The organism is Mesorhizobium yinganensis (assembly GCF_040081985.1).
Lineage (GTDB): Bacteria > Pseudomonadota > Alphaproteobacteria > Rhizobiales > Rhizobiaceae > Kumtagia > Kumtagia yinganensis.
Map to the genome: position 1 here is coordinate 270,045 of NZ_JBEBMH010000003.1, position 15,059 is coordinate 285,103.

Here is a 15,059-nt window from a genome sequence, read left to right on the forward strand (position 1 = left end):
GCAGGTTGCGATCAACTACAAGGCGGAGTGGATCGGGAACTCGAACGGCGAGAGGCGCTCGGCATCGTCGCGCCCAATCCCTCACCCGGACCATATCGTCGTCGACCTTCGGCGTGGGGAGATCCAGATCAAGGGTCCAATGACCAGGGCGGAGAAAGCCGAACTCGAGCTCTGGACCGGTCGCAAGGCGGATTTGGAAGCCGAGCTAGCTGAGCTCCAGGAAGAACTGAAACTAGAGTTGAAGCCTTCCTACAGGCAATTTCTCGAGAACGAAATCGAGCACACGCAGCGAGTCCTCACCGCTATGAGGCGAATTGTCCCGGATTGATCTCCGATATCGAGTGGCCCGAGCAAAAATGGTACCTACTATAATACCGCTTCAGGACCCGCTCCGCAGACGATCGCGCAGACGCGGTCATTGTCCGTGAGCCTCACGCGGCCCTCCCTCAGCGCTGCAATCGCCGCCGCGCCGCTGAGGTCGGCGGCGAGCCCCATCTCGAACCACAGGCTTTTCGCCGCCCGCAGCATCTCGTCGTCGTCGACCAGCACGATCTCGTCGACATGACGGCTGACGGTCTCGAAGATGCGATCGTCGGTTTTCGCGCACGCCATGGTGGCGACCGACGTGGTGACCTTGTCCAGCGCGACATTCCTGCCGACTTCCAGAGCGCGTAACAGCACAGGCGACCCTTCCGCCTCGATGCCGATCACCCGCACATGCGGCGCCAGCGCCTTGAGCGCTATCGCCACGCCGCTAACTAGCCCTCCGCCACCCATCGCGACCAGCACGGTCGTCACGTCAGGCATCTGCGCCAGAATTTCGAGCCCGACGGTTCCCTGTCCGGCAACCACAGCCGGGTCGGCGAAGGGATGAAAATAGATGGCGCCGGTTTCGCGGACGAATGCCTGCGCCGCCTCGTTCGATTCATGCCATGCCGATCCGACGATGCGGGTCTTTGCCCCCCATGCCTCCAGCTTAGCGATCTTCGCGGGCGATGCGTTGGAGGGCAGGAAGATCGTCGTCGGTACGCCGGCCATGTAGCCGGCCCGCGCCGTGGCGATGCCGTGGTTTCCTCCAGATGCCGTGACGATGCCACGCCGTAACTCGGCCTTGTCGGCGGTCAGCAGCCGGTTGGTGGCGCCGCGCGCCTTGAACGATCCGGTGACCTGCAACAATTCCAGCTTGAGCTTCACCTCGGCATCGGCGATCGGCGCCTTCAGGCTGCTGGCCGCGATCATGGGCGTCTGCCGCACCTTCCCGTCGATGCGGGCGGCGGCTGCCCGGATGTCGTCGAGCGTGATCACATCAAGTCTCCCTCGTATCGGGCCGCGACAGTCACGCAGCAATTGCCGGGGACGACACGGCCAGGCTGGCGGTTGCCATACACGATTCCATCAGCCGCGTAGTAGAGCGTCTCCGGTTGGCGCGCGGGATCGCCGAGATTATGGATACGCCCCGCCTGCTGGCCAGCGCGCACCGGCGTGCCCAGGGCGTGGAACGGTTCGAACACGCCCGCGCTGGTCGCAAGCACGTAGCCGTCATGGCCAGGGATGCGCAAGATGTTTTCCGGGTTTGCCTGCGGCGGCTTGCCCGTGGGCGGCAGGACGCCGAAATGGGCGAGCACGTTTCGGACGCCGCGTCGGCAAATGCCCAGAGCATCGAGCGAGACCGTGCCGGCTCCGGCCATCTCGGTGCCGACAGTGGTCAGACCCGCCCGCACCGAGGTGGCGGTGGAGGTGCGTGGCTCGCCGAGATTGTCGATCACCACGGTCAATGGAGCATCGAAGGCCAGCACGGCTGCGATGTTACGCGCGCGGTGTCCGGGGTCTGGCGCCGGTTCGATGATGGCGCTCGGCAGGATGTTGAGCGATGAGCCGCCGGAGTGCAGGTCAATATAGGCATCGCCGAGCGGCATGATCACGTCAGTGACGTAAGCTGAAATCTGCTGGGTGATGGTGCCGTTGGCGTCGCCGGGAAAAGTCCGATTGAGGTTGAGCCCGTCGACAGGCGATGTCCGCCTTCCCGCCAAAACAGCAGGCACGTTGATCGCCGGCAGGAAGATGATGCGGCCGCTGACCATGCCGGCATCAAGCTCGCGGATCAACTCGCCGAGTGTGATCGGTCCTTCATATTCGTCGCCATGGTTGCCCGCCTGCAGAATGACCGTAGGCCCGTCGCCGTTCCTGATCACGGCGAGCGGGATGCGCGTCGCGCCCCAGGCGTCCTCATGCGGCGAATGCGGGATGTCGACGAAGCCGACCTGCTTGCCTGGGCGGTCGAAATCGATGGTGGTACGGGCGGTGGACATGCTGACCGTGCTTTTGCTGGGAAGGGGCGGGAGCCGTGGCAGGACAGCCCGCCACGGCGCGTTCGGTCAGATGCTCGGGAAATTGGCCGGCAGCGGCGTGCCGATCCATTTCACCGACAGAGCCGACAGCGACCCGTCGAGCAGGCCGAGATGGATGTAGGTATCGAGCCAGCGCAGCAGTTCTGGGCTGCCCTGCTGGATGCCGATGTAGCAGGGCGAGAACTGCAGGATGAATTTTGGCTTGAGCTGGATCTTGGGATCCTTGTCCATCATGTCCTTGGCGACCACGTCGGCGGTGGCGAGCAGTTGCGCCTGGCCCGAGGTGAAGGCGGCAGCGGCGGTCGCGTCGTCGTCGAAGCGCATGATCTTGGCATTGGGCGCGGCCTTGGTCAGTTCCAGGTCCTGCGTCGTGCCGCGCGCCACCGCGATGGTCTGGTCGGTCAGTTCGGCCGGCGAGGTCACCGCGATGCTGTCAGGGCCGAAGACGCCGATCGACAGGGCCGCATAGGGCGAGGTGAAGGCGATCTGCAGCGCCCGCTCCGGCGTGGCGCCCATGGCGGCGATCACGATGTCGAGCCGGTCTGTGGCGAGATAGGGCACGCGGTTGGCGCCGGTGATCTGCTGCAGTTCGAGCGTGACGCCGAGCGCCTTGGCGATGTTGTTGGCCATGTCGACGTCAAGCCCGACCGGCTGGTTGTTGGCGTCGACCGAGCCGAAGGGCGGCACGTCTACCGGCACGCCGATGCGGACTTTCCCGGCGGAGATGATCTCCTGCAGATCGGCCGCCTTGGCCGGCAGCATCGAGACGGCGCCGGCCAGGAGCACGGCTGAGACGATCCTGGATAGATGTTTCAACATGGTAGTTCCCCTTTTGGACATCGATTGAAGGCTCGAATTTCAGTGGAGGACGGCGTTCAGGAAGCTCCTGAGTTCGGCCGTACGAGGCTCGAGCAGGATCTCGCGTGCCGGGCCGTCCTCGTGGATGCGGCCCTGGTGCATGAAGATCACCCGATCGGCGACGTTCTTGGCAAAGTTCATCTCATGCGTGACGAGCATCATCGTCATGCCCTCGGCGGCGACGCCCTCGAGCACACGCAGCACCTCGCCCACCAGTTCGGGATCGAGCGCCGAGGTGATCTCGTCGAACAGCATCAGCGTCGGCTGCATGGCGAGCGAGCGGGCAATCGCCACCCGCTGCTGCTGGCCTCCCGACAGTTCGTCAGGGTATGCAAGCAGCTTGTCGGCCAGCCCGACCCGGGAGACCACCTGTCGCGCCACTTCGCGCGCGGCGGCCGGCTCCATCTTGCGCACCAGCTTGAGCGCCAGCGTCACGTTACGCTCGACGTTGAGATGCGGGAACAGATTGTAGCTCTGGAACACCATGCCTGCGCGCTGCCTGAGCAGGTTGAGGTCGGCGCCCGGCGCGGTGACGTCGATGCCGTCGACCACGATACGGCCGGACTGCACCGTCTCCAGACCGTTCACGCACCGCAGCAGCGTCGACTTGCCCGACCCCGAGCGGCCGATGACCGCGACGATCTCGCCCTTTTCAAGCGTCAGCGACACGCCCTTCAGCACTTCGACCGCGCCGAACCGCTTGTGGATGTCGCTGATCTCAACGTGCGGCATGAAGTCTCCTTTCCAGCATGTGACTGAGCTGGGAGAGGGAAAAGCAGATGACGAAGTAGTAGGCCGCAGCGGTGAGATAGACGGGCAGTGGAGCAAACGTCGCCCCGCTTATGATCTGGCTGGCCCGCGTCAGTTCGACGAAGCCGATCAGCGCGGTGAGCGACGTGTTCTTGACCAGTTGCACCAGGAACCCGACCGTGGGCGCTACGCTGATGCGGATCGCCTGCGGCAGCACCACGTAGAAAAGCCTCTGGGCATAGGTGAGACCGAGCGAAGCCCCCGCTTCCCAATGGCGCGGCGATACCGATTGCAGACTGCCGCGCCAAATCTCGCCGAAGAAGGCCGAAGCGTAGATCGACAGCGACAGCGCCGCGGCGGTCCAGGCCTCAACCGAAAGGCCAAACAGCGGCAGGCCGAAGAAGAACACGAACAACTGGCCGAGCAGCGGCGTGCCCTGGATGAGATTGATGTAGCCGATGGCGAGCCAGTTCGCAGGCTTGAACGGAACCACCCGCAGGACCGCCACGACAATGCCGAGCAGGCCGCCGCCGGCCATCGCGACCAGCGCGAGCAGGATCGTCCAGCGCGTCGCCAGCAGCAGGTAAAAGACGTCGGCGCCGCCGAATTCGCGGATCATCGGCGCGGCCTCCTGACAAACACCGCCCAATAGACCGCCGAGAAGAAGGCGCGGAAACCGAGCGTGAGGACCAGATAGGCGAGCGTGATCAGCGTGTAGGCTTCGAACGAGCGGTAGGTGCGCGAATCAATGAAGGCGGCCTGATGGAAGAGTTCCGTGACGCCGATCGACGAAACCACGCAGGTGGCGAGCATGATCAGCACGAACTGGCTGGCCAGCGCCGGATAGATGGCCTTCACCGCCTGGAACAGCACGACATGGCGGAACGTCTGGCCGGCGGTCAGGCCGAGCGAGCGGCCGGCCTCGATCTGGCTGCGGCGCACCGATTCGAAGCCGGCGCGCAGGATCTCCGCGCCATAGGCGCCCATGTTGATCGACAGGGCAATCAACGCGGCGGTGTTGGCATCCAGTTTTATGCCGATCGACGGGAATCCGAAGAAGACGATGAAAAGCTGGACCAGCAGCGGCGTGTTGCGGATCGCCTCCACATAGATGCGCGCGGGAACTCGCAGCGCCTTGTGCGGACTGCCTGCGGCGGCTGCGACCAGCAGGCCGATGACCAGTCCGCAGATCATGGTGACGATCGACAGTTGAAGCGTCAGCAGGACGCCCTGGACAATCTCGTCCTGATAGCGCAGCAGAGCTCCAAATTTGAAGTTGTAGCTCATGAATGCAGAACCCCCTTCTGCAATCCGCTAAAAGCCGTTAGTTTTGTTCCCGATTTTATAGGCTATACGCTATCGCTGCTTCATATGTGGCGTCAAGCGTCATCCATGAAGTGATTGGCATGAACGACGACGGATTGAGCTACAGCGCGCCCGCCCTGGAGAAGGGGCTCGACATATTGGAGTTGCTGGCGGGCGCCGGCAGGCCGATGGGCACGCGGCAGATCGCGGAGGAACTGGGACGATCCAAGAACGAGATATTCCGCATGGTCCATGTCCTGCTCGGGCGCGGCTACATCCAGCGCGACGAAAGCGGCGAAGGGCTGATGCTGTCCAACAAGCTCTTCGGGCTCGGCATGCAGACCGCACGCGCCCGCGACCTGGTCAGCACGGCGGCGCCGATCGTCGAGCGTTTCGCCGACGAGGTGCATCAGGCGGCGCATCTCGTCGTAGCGCATCGCGGCGAGACAGTGATCATCGCCGCCGCCTCGGGCGGCGCCGACATGAATTTTTCGCTGAAGCTCGGATACCGCCGGCCGCTGGCCGACGCGCATTCCGGACTGGTGCTGATGGCGTTTCAGCCGAAGGCGGTGCGCGAGCGCATGATCATGGAATGCCTGATGCTGATGCGCGAACCTCCAGACCCGACCGCGCTTGCCGTCGAGCTGGAGGAAGTCCGGGCGCGCGGAGCCATCATTCATGAGAGCCGCGACATCATCGGCGTCACCGACGTGGTTTGCCCGATCCTAGTCGGAGACGGCCGCGCGGTCGCATGCGTCACCGTCGCCGCCGTCAGCCGGCGCAGTTCCCCGCCCAATTTCGAGGCGATGCTGGCGCGGCTGAAACTCGCCTGCGCCGAGATCGCCTCTGAGTTAGGGCAGTAGGGCGATGATGCCACACAGCAGGGACGTGGCAAATGCTGTTTCACTCAATGCCTAGCGCGCTCCTGCCTTTCCTCACTCCACCACAATCAGATCCCGCGACGACTTTCCAAGACGCTCGGCTCCCGTCTGCGTCACCAGCAAAGTGTCGATGATGCGCGCGCCCAGCCCTTCCGCGCCGATGAACACTGGCGGCTCGACCGTGACCACCATGCCGGCTTCGAGCACGTTGGGGCTGCCGCCGATCATGTGCAGCGGCTCGGCCCAACTCGGCGGGAAACCGGGCGCCAGCCCGTAGCCGGAAAGATGCACACGATAGGGTTCGAGACCGGCCTTGCCGATGACCGCCCGCGCCGCCTCATGCGGCAGCCTCGCCGATACGCCATGGCGGATCGCCGCGGTCATGGCGTCCGAGGCATCACGCACCACGTCGTAGAGTTCCAACATGCGCGGCGTCGGCCGGCCGAGGACAAACTGCCGGCCGATCGTCGCCGTGTAGCGCCGGTAGGTGGCGCCGAATTCGATGTTGACGTAGTCGCCGCGTTGCAGCACGCGCTCCGTAGGCGCGCCGTGGCTGTAGGCCGACCGAGGGCCTGAGACCAGATTTATGGGGCTGGCCGCGATGCCGCTGCCGTTAGACAGCAGCGTCTCGTAGACGCCACCGGCCAGCGTCAGTTCAGTCGCGCCGGCCGCCAGATCGCGCTTAAAACGGTCCATGCCGAGATCGGCGATAGCGGCCGCCCGGCGGATATAGCCCAGTTCGGCCGGCGATTTCACCAGCTTCAGCCTGGGGATGAGATCGGTGGATTCTGTGATCAGCGCGTCGCCCATCAGATCACGAAGTGCGAGATAGTGGTAGGGGTGCAGATAGAACGCCGGCACCTCCAGCCCGATCCGCTTTCCAAGCAGGCCGTGACGCCGCGCCAGCGCAGCGAAGGCCTCGATCGGGTCTTCGTTCTCGCCGCCGCCGAACCAATGCACTTCGTCGGCCAGCGAGTCGGTTTCGAACTCGTGCTTTTCGCCGTGCCGCGTCAGCACGACCAAGGGCTCATCCTGTGCGCCGACCAGCAGGCACTGGAACTCCTGATAACTCTTCGCATCGCTGCCGGTCAGCCAGTGGATGGAAACCGGATGCACGGCCACCAGCCAGTCGAGGTTTTGCAATCGCATTTCAGCCCGGACACGCGCCAGGCGTCCGGCGAACTCTTTGGCCGTAAAGTCGCTCCTTGACATCAGTCGGGCGTCACGGCCATGGCTTCGATCTCGATCAGCAGCTCCTCGAACGCGAACCCGGCGACGCGTACCGCCGTCACCGCCGGCCCGGGTTCGGGATAGAATTCGCGCTGCACCTTCGCGATCACCGCCCGCGTCGCCTCGATCTCGGCCCAGCCACCTTCGGCGTGATAATAGATGTATAGTTTTGCCACATGGCTTTCGTCGAGTCCGCCCTCCGCAAGCGTGCTGCGGACAAAATTGAAGACGTTGCGGGTCTGCGTCTCCATGTCGTCGCCCACGGCGCGCGCCTTGTTGTCCGCCGAGATCTGGCCACCGATGAAGCCGAGCCTGCCGATCTTCCAGCCCTGCGTGAACTGGGTGTTCGGAATGCTCCAGTCCCAATGGTTTTCCGGCTGCAGGCGCTGCTTGTCTTGGCCGAGCATGCCGATACCCTCGACTTGGATGAGTTCTTCGATGTCGCCCATGCCCTCGATACGCAGCCCCGCGCCGGCGGCCGACGGCACCGACATGTAGCGGCGCCGGACGTTTGTCATCTTTTCCCAATAGTCGGTGACCTCGCGTCCTTCGCCGAAGAAGCGGAAATAGGTGTTTTGGCGCATCAGGCTGTTGCGGTCGCCGCCGCCGGCCCTCAGCATCGAGTCGAGGTTGCGGAACGCCTCGTCGGTCTGGATTTCGATGTCGCCGACGCCCAGCACGTTGCCATCCCGGTCGAGCGAGCGTTGACCGCCGACGACTGCCGAGGCATCGACCATGAGCAGGGCGCCCTGCCTGTCCAGCCCGCAACGGATTTCGGTCGTCGTCGGGCCGGGCGCGGCGAAGTAGTTTGTGCGCACGGCATCGAGTTCGTCGAGAAAACGCGCAGCCGCGGCCTGATTGTTCTCGCAGGTGAAATAGACATTGTGCTTCACCACGTCGGCAAGGCTGGCGCCAGCCTCTGCCAGTACCGCCCGCAGCCGATCGAAGATCGAATGTGCCTGCGTGGCCACGTCGTCTCCGACGATGTTGCCGCCGTCATCGACCGCCATCAACCCGCCGACGAAGATCAGGTCTCCCGTCCGCACGGCTTGCGGAGCCTCACCATCGATGCCGCCGACCACCCGCGTTTCCATAGGTCACCCTCCCCGCGACTGATACTTACTTACTTGCAAGTCAGTTGCGCGTCAAATTCCTGGGGAAGCGTCGGACGACGACCGGGCACTGGTCGGAAACGGTTATACTGACGGCCATGGGCGAGACCGACACACGGCAGGCGATCAAGGATACTGCGCTGGAGTTGCTGGTGCGCCGAGGCTATCGCGGCGTCAGTTTCGGCGACATCGCGACAACGCTCGGCACCACGCGCGCCAACATCCACTATCATTTCGGCAACAAGCAGGCGCTGGTGGACGAGGTGCTGCGGGACTATGCCGACGCGACACTGGCCGCGCTTGGCGAAATCTGGTCGGCTGAAGACGCGCGCCTGGGCGACAAGGTGGAAGCCATGATCGGCTACAGCCGCGCGCGATTTCGGCATTTCAATCCGGATGGACAAAGCGGCGCCTGGAGCCTGATCTCCCGCCTGCGGCAGGATGCCGACCTGCTCAGCCCGGAAGGGCGCCTAACACTCGACAATTTCGGCAATCAGTTAACAGCAACATTCGCCGGCGCGCTGTCGCTCGCTGCCCGGCGTGGCGAACTCGCCGTGAACATTCAGCCCAACGACGCCGCTTTGCTTCTCTCAGTCATCGCCGATAACGCCGCGCCGATCACACTTGCCGAAGGCGGCTTCGAACGGCTGGAAGGGGTCTACAGAACGGTTCGCAGCTTTATAGAGCAGAGACCGAATTAATCTCGCAACCGGGCGAGCGTGTTCAGACCGAAACACGATATCAGTCTCGCGCGGTGGGCAACACAACAAATACGGCTCCGCGCTCGCAGCGCATCCGGGCGAGTCGTAGGAGCGGCCAGATAACGTGCTCGAACTCTCAGTTCATCTGCATACGACGGCCTGCCTGCACTTGCGCGCTAGCGGTGTCCGTGACCCGGATAAGCCAAGCCTAACCGACCTGACGACCGAACCAACAATAGCAGCGAGAACAATGCCGGATAATGGCGATGTCGAAAGCTCCAACGGCCGGATGCGTGATGAACTCCTGAAAGAGAGTCTGGTCTTCGGCCTCGACCATGCTCCCAGCGCCATCGCCGAATGGCGCAGGGCTTCAACAACGCGAGACCGCACTCCTCGCTCGGATACCAAAGCACGGCGGCCTTCGCCGGAACCGCGACGACGCTTCGCTCGATAAGGCCTTCGCGTCTCCGCCGTCCTGCGGACCTCGACCGCGTCCTTCGGCGTAATACAAACGGCCGAGGCTCTAATCGCGGCTGGATTAAAGGTCAGCGGCACCAAGCGCGGTCGTGCCAAGCATCACCCTCTTCAAAAATCCCTGCAACCGCTACTGGTGACTTCCAAGTATTCCTTCATGTTTTCCTCCCGTTGCAGATTTGGTGGTTGCCCGGTGTCCGTCATCCTGAACCGCTAACATCGATCATGGCCTTGATCAGGCCGTCCTTTTCATGTGCCCAGAGTGCGATATCGCGCGGGCTGTCGCCCAGGGTGGTGCGATGCGTGACAAGCCGATCGACCGGTATCTTGCCCGCGCGGATCGAGGCGACGACGTGCTCGAAATCGGCGTTTGTGGCATTGCGGCTGCCGATCAGCATCATTTCACGTTTGTGGAATTCCGGGTCCGAGAAGGTGATGTCGTCCTGGACGACGCTGACCATCACCATGACGCCGCCATGCGCGACATAGGCGAAGGCAGCCTGTATCGAACGGCTGTTCCCCGTTGCGTCGTAGACGACGTCGAAACCCGTTCCGACGGTTCGCTCGGTTACGTTTTCGAGAACCTGCCCTTTCGACGCGTCGATGACCAGGAAACAGAGTTGCCGCGCGGCAAAGGCCAGCCGCTCCGCACTGACGTCCATGATGGTCACCTGTTGTTTCGCAATTCGAGCGAACAGCGCTGTGCCAAGACCTATTGGCCCCGCGCCGATCACCAGCGCGCGACTCCCCGGAACGCCCATGGACCTTCGCACCGCGTGAGCGCCGATAGCCAGGAATTCGACCGTCGCGGCTTCGATCAGCGACAGACCTCTAATGGGCAGCAGGTTCGCTACGGGAACCAGCAACTGCTCGCTCATGGCGCCGTCACAATGTACGCCGAACACCTGGATCGAAACACAGCAGTTGGGTTTTCCCTGGCGGCACGCGACGCACGTGCCGCACGACAGGTAGGGATTTATGATGACCTCCTGTCCGACTGAAACGGCGGCGGGTCCATTGATCTCGGCAACGGTGCCCGAAACTTCATGGCCCATGACGCGCGGATAGGCCAGAAACGGATGCTTGCCCTCGAAGATGTGATAGTCGGTGCCGCAGATGCCGACATGGGCGACATCGATCAGTGCCCATCCTTCCGGCGGACTGCCGAGCGCGGAGTGGGCGGTGAACTCAAGCTCTCCTGGGGCGACGCATCGGACGATGTTCACGCTGGCGTTCATGTCGGCGGCGTCCCCTCCTGCGATGCATTGGCTGTCCAACAAACCGGCCCGGCGGCGGCGCCTTCGGGCCGGTGGGCGAGCTATTCGAAGTCCTTGACGTTGGCCGCCGTCACCAGGCCGGCGCCGGTGTCGACATTTGCTTCCACCTTTTCCCCCTTGATCGCCTTGACTACCGTGTCGATCCCGAGTTCGCCCATCTTGGCGGGGAACTGTGCTACGGTCGCATCCTCGACCCCGGACTTGATCGCCTCCAGCTCTCCGCAGCAAGCGTCGAAGCCGACGAGTATGAACTTGTCGTTGGCGATGCCGGCATTGGCGATGGCCTGCGCGGCACCCGCCGCAGGCGGACCGCATGCGGAATAGATCGCCTTGAGGTCGGGATTGGCGGTCAGGATGTCCTCGGCGACCGAGGTGCCGAGTTCCTGCGTGCAGTTCGTGGCGCCCTTGCCGACGATCTCCACCTTCAGGCCGCCCAGGCCTTCCTTCATGCCGTTGACGCGGTCGTCGAGCGCCGGAACGCCCGGCACGCCTTCGAGGATGCCGATCTTGTCGCCATCCTTCAGGACGGTCTTCAGATATTCCCCGGCAATGCGACCGCCATAGAGATTGTTGGTCGACACCAGCGCCGTCTGGCCTTTCCAGCCGGGAATGCTGTTGTCGATCAGCACCACCTTGATGCCCGCCGCGACAGCCTTATCGAGTGCCGGCGCCACGGTCGGATCGACGGGCGTGACGGCGATGCCCTGCACGCCCTGGGTGACCATGGATTCGATCAGAGCGATCTGCCCCTCGATATCGGTGGCCGACTGTCCCTGGCCGATGACCAACTCGAGATTGTTGTCGGCCGCGTATTTCTTCGCGGCGTCCTCGATGGTCGAAAAGAACGGAACCGGGAACTTCGTTATCAGGCCGACCTTGAGCTTGTCTGCCGCGAAAGAAGGCGACGCGAGCACAGCCGCGGCCGCCAGGCCTCCCAAAAATGCATGTCTCAGTTTCATGTTCACCTCCCTGGATAATGGCCCGCCTTCCAATGGAAGCCGTGTCGGCCAGTTGCGCGCGCGGACGCGCCCGCAATCCCTTCAAGCTCAGGCTCCGACGATCATCGCAACCAGATCCTGCTTGTTGTTGCTGTTTGGTGTGAGTTCGCCGACTTTCCGTCCCTGCCGCAGCACCATGGCGCGGTCGGCGAGTTCGACGACATGTTCCATGTTGTGGGTGATCATGATCACCGCGTTGCCTTGGTCGCGCAGCGTCGCCACGAGATTGAGCACCTGCCGCGCTTCCCGCAGGCCGAGCGCCGCCGTCGGCTCGTCGAGGATCACCACTTTGCGGGCGAATACCGTGGACCGCGCGACGGCGATTGCCTGGCGCTGGCCGCCCGACATCTTGGCCACCACCACATCCAGCTTGGGTAGCGTGACTTTGAGCCGACTGATGACCTGCCTTGCCTCGGCATCCATGGTTCGCTTCTTCAAGAAGCGTAGCCCGCGCGGCAGCCACGCCGGGCCAGCGATCTCGCGGCCGGCGAAGAAGTTCTGGGCCGGCGTCAGATTGTCGAAGAGGGCGAGGTCCTGATAGACGGTCTCGATTCCTGCAAACCGGGCGTCGGCGGGCGAGCGTATCGCGGTCTCGAGGCCGTCGAGCTGGATCGAGCCGGAATCCAGATGGTGCAGCCCGCTGATGCACTTGATGAGTGTCGACTTGCCGGCGCCGTTGTCGCCGAGCAGCGCCAGGATCTCGCCGCGCCGCACCTGCAGATCGACGCCGTCGAGGGCGAGCACCGAGCCAAAACGCTTGACGGCGCCGCGCACCGAGAGGACCGGCCTTTCGGCCGCGGCCGCAAGCGGCTGAGTGGCGGCGCTCATCGCGCCCTCCCCGCCTGGGCGACCCGGACGCGGCCCTCCAGATAGTTGCGCAGCACGTCGGATTCGACCGCGATCACGATGACGACGCCGATGACGATGAGCTGGAAGAAGATGTCGACGTTGAGCAGGTTGAGCGCGTTGCGGATGACGCCGATCATGATGGCGCCGATGACCGCGTGGCCGAGATGGCCACGCCCGCCAAGGAAGCTCGCGCCGCCGATGATGACGGCCGCGATTGTGTCGAGTTCGAGCAGGTTGCCGAACAGCGGCGATCCGGCATCGGTGCGCCCGGCGAGGATGACCGCACCGATGCCGGCGCAGGTGCCCGAGATCACATAAGTCGACACGAGGACCCAGTTGACCGGGATACCCATCGCCATGGCCGCTTCCGGCCGCCCGCCGACCGCGTAGATCCAGCGCCCCCATACGATCGTCCTTGTGAGGACGAGGAGCAGCAGGCCGACACCGATGACCACGAAAACCGAGCCGGGCAGGCCCCAGACGGCGTTGCGGCCGAGCACCCGGATCGCTTCCGGCATGCCCGGAATGGCGCGGCCGTCGGCGAGTTGCAATGCGATGCCTTTGCAGATGCTAAGCGTCGCCAGCGTGATGATGAATGGATGGGGCAGTCGCCCAAAGACGTAGAAGAGCCCGTTCACCGCGCCGACGACAGCGCCAGATACGATCATTGCCACGATGACCGCGATCGCGGAACCGCCAGCCTGAAACAACAGCGCACCCACGACAGAAGCGAGCGCAAGGTTCGATCCGACGGATAGGTCAACACCGCGCGTAAGGATGACGAGATGCTGCCCCATCGCCACGACGGTGATGACCGCCGTCTGCGCCAGGATGTTGCTGACATTGCGCGGCGTGAGAAAGACCGGAGACAGGAAGCTCAGGACGATCATCAGGGCAATCAGGATAAGCGCCGGGCCAATCCCAAGGAGCCTCAATCCGAGGTCGAGACCGGAATAGGAGCCAGACGCGACACTCCGTGACGGCACTGGCGCCTTCATGCCTACTCCAGCGCTTTCTCCAGCGTCGGACAAATTCTTCCCCCGCGGCCAAACCCATAGGTTTCAGCACCACATCAAGTTTCTTGTCATTGCTTTGTATCGATAAAAGACAACGTTCGAAGTATTTGCGTCAAGTTGTTTTTTATGCATAAAGGACTTTGGAAAAAAGACACGATCGAGTCGCCCTTATGAAACCGGACACCGTCTACAAGAGTGCGCTCAACACGACCTTGCAATTGCTCGGCAACGGAGAATTCGCTGCCGGACTACCGTCGGAAAATCAGCTGCGCGGCCAGATCGGCGTCAGCCGCACCACAGTGCGCAAGGTGCTGCGAGAACTCACGAGGCGCGGCATTGTCGTTCAGGAGGACGGTACAAAGATTCCTGGCCGTCCGGTCGGTAAGGACGATCTTTATAGCGGACCGGAAACGACCTCACGCAACGAGCATGTCGAGCAGCAGTTCATGGAGTGGATGTTACGAGGCGGCATCAAGCCAGGCACACTCATCAACGAGCTGGAGCTTGCCCGACAGTTCGGCGTGGCGACCAATGGTATCAGGGAATTTCTGATCCGCTTCAGCCGTTTCGGCCTTGTCGAGAAGAAAAGGAATTCAGGCTGGCTCTTCGAGGGATTTACGGAGGACTTCGCGCTGGAGTTGTTCGAGATCCGGGTGATGTTTGAGCTTCGCTCCGCTCGCCTCTTTGCCGAGTTGCCTCGGGAATCGCCCCTGTGGGGGCGCCTCAATGCGCTGAAGCACCAGCACATCGACCTGTTGGAGAACATCGAGGTGCGCTACCATGACTTTTCAAGCCTCGATAACCGCTTCCACCGGCTGGTCAACGAAAGCTCGCCAAACCGGTTCATCGACGACTTTTCCGATATCATCACCCTCATCTTCCACTACCACTACCAGTGGAACAAAGCTGACGAGAAGGAGCGGAACACCGCCGCCATCATGGAGCACCTAGCTTACATTGAAGCGCTCCAGTCCAGAAACCGTCGCTTGATTGCATCCGCATGCCGAAAGCACTTGCGATCAGCGCGCGACACCCTCTTGCGATCGCTGGCGAAATGATTGGGCGTTTATCCGGTCAACACACCGCAGATGAAGATCGTCAGCGACAATCCCGACAGCGCCCAGCAGATGGGCATCGAACCTGAAGCGCGTACGCGTCAAGGACTTCGTGTTCGTCAGGTGCCGTTTCAAGCGTGCCGTGTCCTGGCTGGCGATGTCGGGCTCAGTCATGTCATGCTCCGGATGATTGGAATTGAATGAT

Annotated in this window: 16 protein-coding genes and 1 pseudogene; 5 read left to right on the plus strand and 12 right to left on the minus strand. The window is 63.0% G+C overall.

Annotated elements, in window-relative coordinates; genetic code table 11:
• Positions 1-366: 366 nt before the first annotated feature.
• The 6 genes from ABMA59_RS08395 to ABMA59_RS08420 form a co-directional block, all read right to left on the minus strand.
• Complete coding sequence (locus ABMA59_RS08395; RefSeq protein WP_349004887.1) at positions 367-1,305, minus strand: threonine ammonia-lyase; 939 nt, start codon at positions 1,303-1,305, stop codon at positions 367-369.
• Complete coding sequence (locus ABMA59_RS08400; RefSeq protein ID WP_349004888.1) at positions 1,302-2,309, minus strand: succinylglutamate desuccinylase/aspartoacylase family protein; 1,008 nt, start codon at positions 2,307-2,309, stop codon at positions 1,302-1,304. Before ABMA59_RS08400 ends, ABMA59_RS08395 begins: the two co-directional genes overlap by 4 nt.
• 66 nt (positions 2,310-2,375) lie before the next feature.
• On the minus strand, positions 2,376-3,167 hold the full coding sequence (locus ABMA59_RS08405; RefSeq protein ID WP_349004889.1) for a transporter substrate-binding domain-containing protein: 792 nt from the start codon (positions 3,165-3,167) through the stop codon (positions 2,376-2,378).
• A 39-nt stretch (positions 3,168-3,206) separates the two neighbouring features.
• On the minus strand, positions 3,207-3,938 hold the full coding sequence (locus ABMA59_RS08410) for an amino acid ABC transporter ATP-binding protein (protein WP_349004890.1): 732 nt from the start codon (positions 3,936-3,938) through the stop codon (positions 3,207-3,209).
• Entirely contained in the window at positions 3,925-4,575 is a 651-nt protein-coding gene (locus ABMA59_RS08415; protein WP_349004891.1) for an amino acid ABC transporter permease, read from the minus strand. Before ABMA59_RS08415 ends, ABMA59_RS08410 begins: the two co-directional genes overlap by 14 nt.
• A complete protein-coding gene (locus ABMA59_RS08420; RefSeq protein WP_349004892.1) occupies positions 4,572-5,243 on the minus strand; it encodes an amino acid ABC transporter permease in 672 nt (223 codons plus the stop codon). Before ABMA59_RS08420 ends, ABMA59_RS08415 begins: the two co-directional genes overlap by 4 nt.
• Positions 5,244-5,362: 119 nt before the next feature.
• Between ABMA59_RS08420 and ABMA59_RS08425 the strand changes: the two genes are divergently transcribed.
• Positions 5,363-6,124 carry an IclR family transcriptional regulator gene (locus ABMA59_RS08425; RefSeq protein WP_349004893.1) on the plus strand — a complete coding sequence of 254 codons (762 nt, stop codon included), beginning with the start codon at positions 5,363-5,365 and terminating at the stop codon, positions 6,122-6,124.
• A gap of 72 nt (positions 6,125-6,196) precedes the next feature.
• Here ABMA59_RS08425 and ABMA59_RS08430 read toward each other — a convergent pair whose 3' ends face one another.
• Positions 6,197-7,354 (minus strand): M24 family metallopeptidase, encoded by a 1,158-nt coding sequence (locus tag ABMA59_RS08430; RefSeq protein WP_349004894.1) that lies wholly within the window; start codon positions 7,352-7,354, stop codon positions 6,197-6,199.
• Positions 7,354-8,466, minus strand: a complete 1,113-nt coding sequence (locus ABMA59_RS08435) for a Rid family hydrolase (protein WP_349004895.1) — start codon at positions 8,464-8,466, stop codon at positions 7,354-7,356. The genes ABMA59_RS08430 and ABMA59_RS08435 overlap by 1 nt, the downstream gene beginning before the upstream one ends.
• Before the next feature lie 44 nt (positions 8,467-8,510).
• Between ABMA59_RS08435 and ABMA59_RS08440 the strand changes: the two genes are divergently transcribed.
• Complete coding sequence (locus tag ABMA59_RS08440; RefSeq protein WP_349004896.1) at positions 8,511-9,185, plus strand: TetR/AcrR family transcriptional regulator; 675 nt, start codon at positions 8,511-8,513, stop codon at positions 9,183-9,185.
• A gap of 124 nt (positions 9,186-9,309) precedes the next feature.
• A pseudogene (locus tag ABMA59_RS37135) lies at positions 9,310-9,723 on the plus strand (integrase core domain-containing protein); the annotation flags it as partial.
• A 136-nt stretch (positions 9,724-9,859) separates the two neighbouring features.
• On the opposite strand, the gene ABMA59_RS08450 reads toward ABMA59_RS37135, so the two are convergent.
• The 4 genes from ABMA59_RS08450 to ABMA59_RS08465 form a co-directional block, all read right to left on the minus strand.
• Entirely contained in the window at positions 9,860-10,885 is a 1,026-nt protein-coding gene (locus ABMA59_RS08450) for a zinc-binding alcohol dehydrogenase family protein (RefSeq protein WP_425475884.1), read from the minus strand.
• Positions 10,886-10,977: 92 nt separating this feature from the next.
• A complete protein-coding gene (locus ABMA59_RS08455; protein WP_349004898.1) occupies positions 10,978-11,895 on the minus strand; it encodes a sugar ABC transporter substrate-binding protein in 918 nt (305 codons plus the stop codon).
• 87 nt (positions 11,896-11,982) lie between these two features.
• Entirely contained in the window at positions 11,983-12,762 is a 780-nt protein-coding gene (locus tag ABMA59_RS08460; protein WP_349004899.1) for an ATP-binding cassette domain-containing protein, read from the minus strand.
• Positions 12,759-13,673, minus strand: a complete 915-nt coding sequence (locus ABMA59_RS08465) for an ABC transporter permease (protein WP_349005216.1) — start codon at positions 13,671-13,673, stop codon at positions 12,759-12,761. Before ABMA59_RS08465 ends, ABMA59_RS08460 begins: the two co-directional genes overlap by 4 nt.
• A gap of 296 nt (positions 13,674-13,969) precedes the next feature.
• On the opposite strand from ABMA59_RS08465, the gene ABMA59_RS08470 reads away from it, so the two are divergent.
• Positions 13,970-14,857, plus strand: coding sequence for a GntR family transcriptional regulator (locus ABMA59_RS08470; protein WP_349004900.1), 888 nt, complete (start codon positions 13,970-13,972; stop codon positions 14,855-14,857).
• A complete protein-coding gene (locus ABMA59_RS08475) occupies positions 14,858-15,058 on the plus strand; it encodes a hypothetical protein (protein ID WP_349004901.1) in 201 nt (66 codons plus the stop codon).
• Position 15,059: the final 1 nt, after the last annotated feature.

Coding starts and splice junctions, on each gene's coding strand:
- ABMA59_RS08400 (WP_349004888.1), bottom strand. CDS start 2,309: ATGTCCACCGCCCGTACCACCATCGATTTCGACCGCCCAGGCAAGCAG.
- ABMA59_RS08405 (WP_349004889.1), bottom strand. CDS start 3,167: ATGTTGAAACATCTATCCAGGATCGTCTCAGCCGTGCTCCTGGCCGGC.
- ABMA59_RS08410 (WP_349004890.1), bottom strand. CDS start 3,938: ATGCCGCACGTTGAGATCAGCGACATCCACAAGCGGTTCGGCGCGGTC.
- ABMA59_RS08415 (WP_349004891.1), bottom strand. CDS start 4,575: ATGATCCGCGAATTCGGCGGCGCCGACGTCTTTTACCTGCTGCTGGCG.
- ABMA59_RS08420 (WP_349004892.1), bottom strand. CDS start 5,243: ATGAGCTACAACTTCAAATTTGGAGCTCTGCTGCGCTATCAGGACGAG.
- ABMA59_RS08425 (WP_349004893.1), top strand. CDS start 5,363: ATGAACGACGACGGATTGAGCTACAGCGCGCCCGCCCTGGAGAAGGGG.
- ABMA59_RS08430 (WP_349004894.1), bottom strand. CDS start 7,354: ATGTCAAGGAGCGACTTTACGGCCAAAGAGTTCGCCGGACGCCTGGCG.
- ABMA59_RS08435 (WP_349004895.1), bottom strand. CDS start 8,466: ATGGAAACGCGGGTGGTCGGCGGCATCGATGGTGAGGCTCCGCAAGCC.
- ABMA59_RS08455 (WP_349004898.1), bottom strand. CDS start 11,895: ATGAAACTGAGACATGCATTTTTGGGAGGCCTGGCGGCCGCGGCTGTG.
- ABMA59_RS08460 (WP_349004899.1), bottom strand. CDS start 12,762: ATGAGCGCCGCCACTCAGCCGCTTGCGGCCGCGGCCGAAAGGCCGGTC.
- ABMA59_RS08465 (WP_349005216.1), bottom strand. CDS start 13,673: ATGATCGTCCTGAGCTTCCTGTCTCCGGTCTTTCTCACGCCGCGCAAT.
- ABMA59_RS08470 (WP_349004900.1), top strand. CDS start 13,970: ATGAAACCGGACACCGTCTACAAGAGTGCGCTCAACACGACCTTGCAA.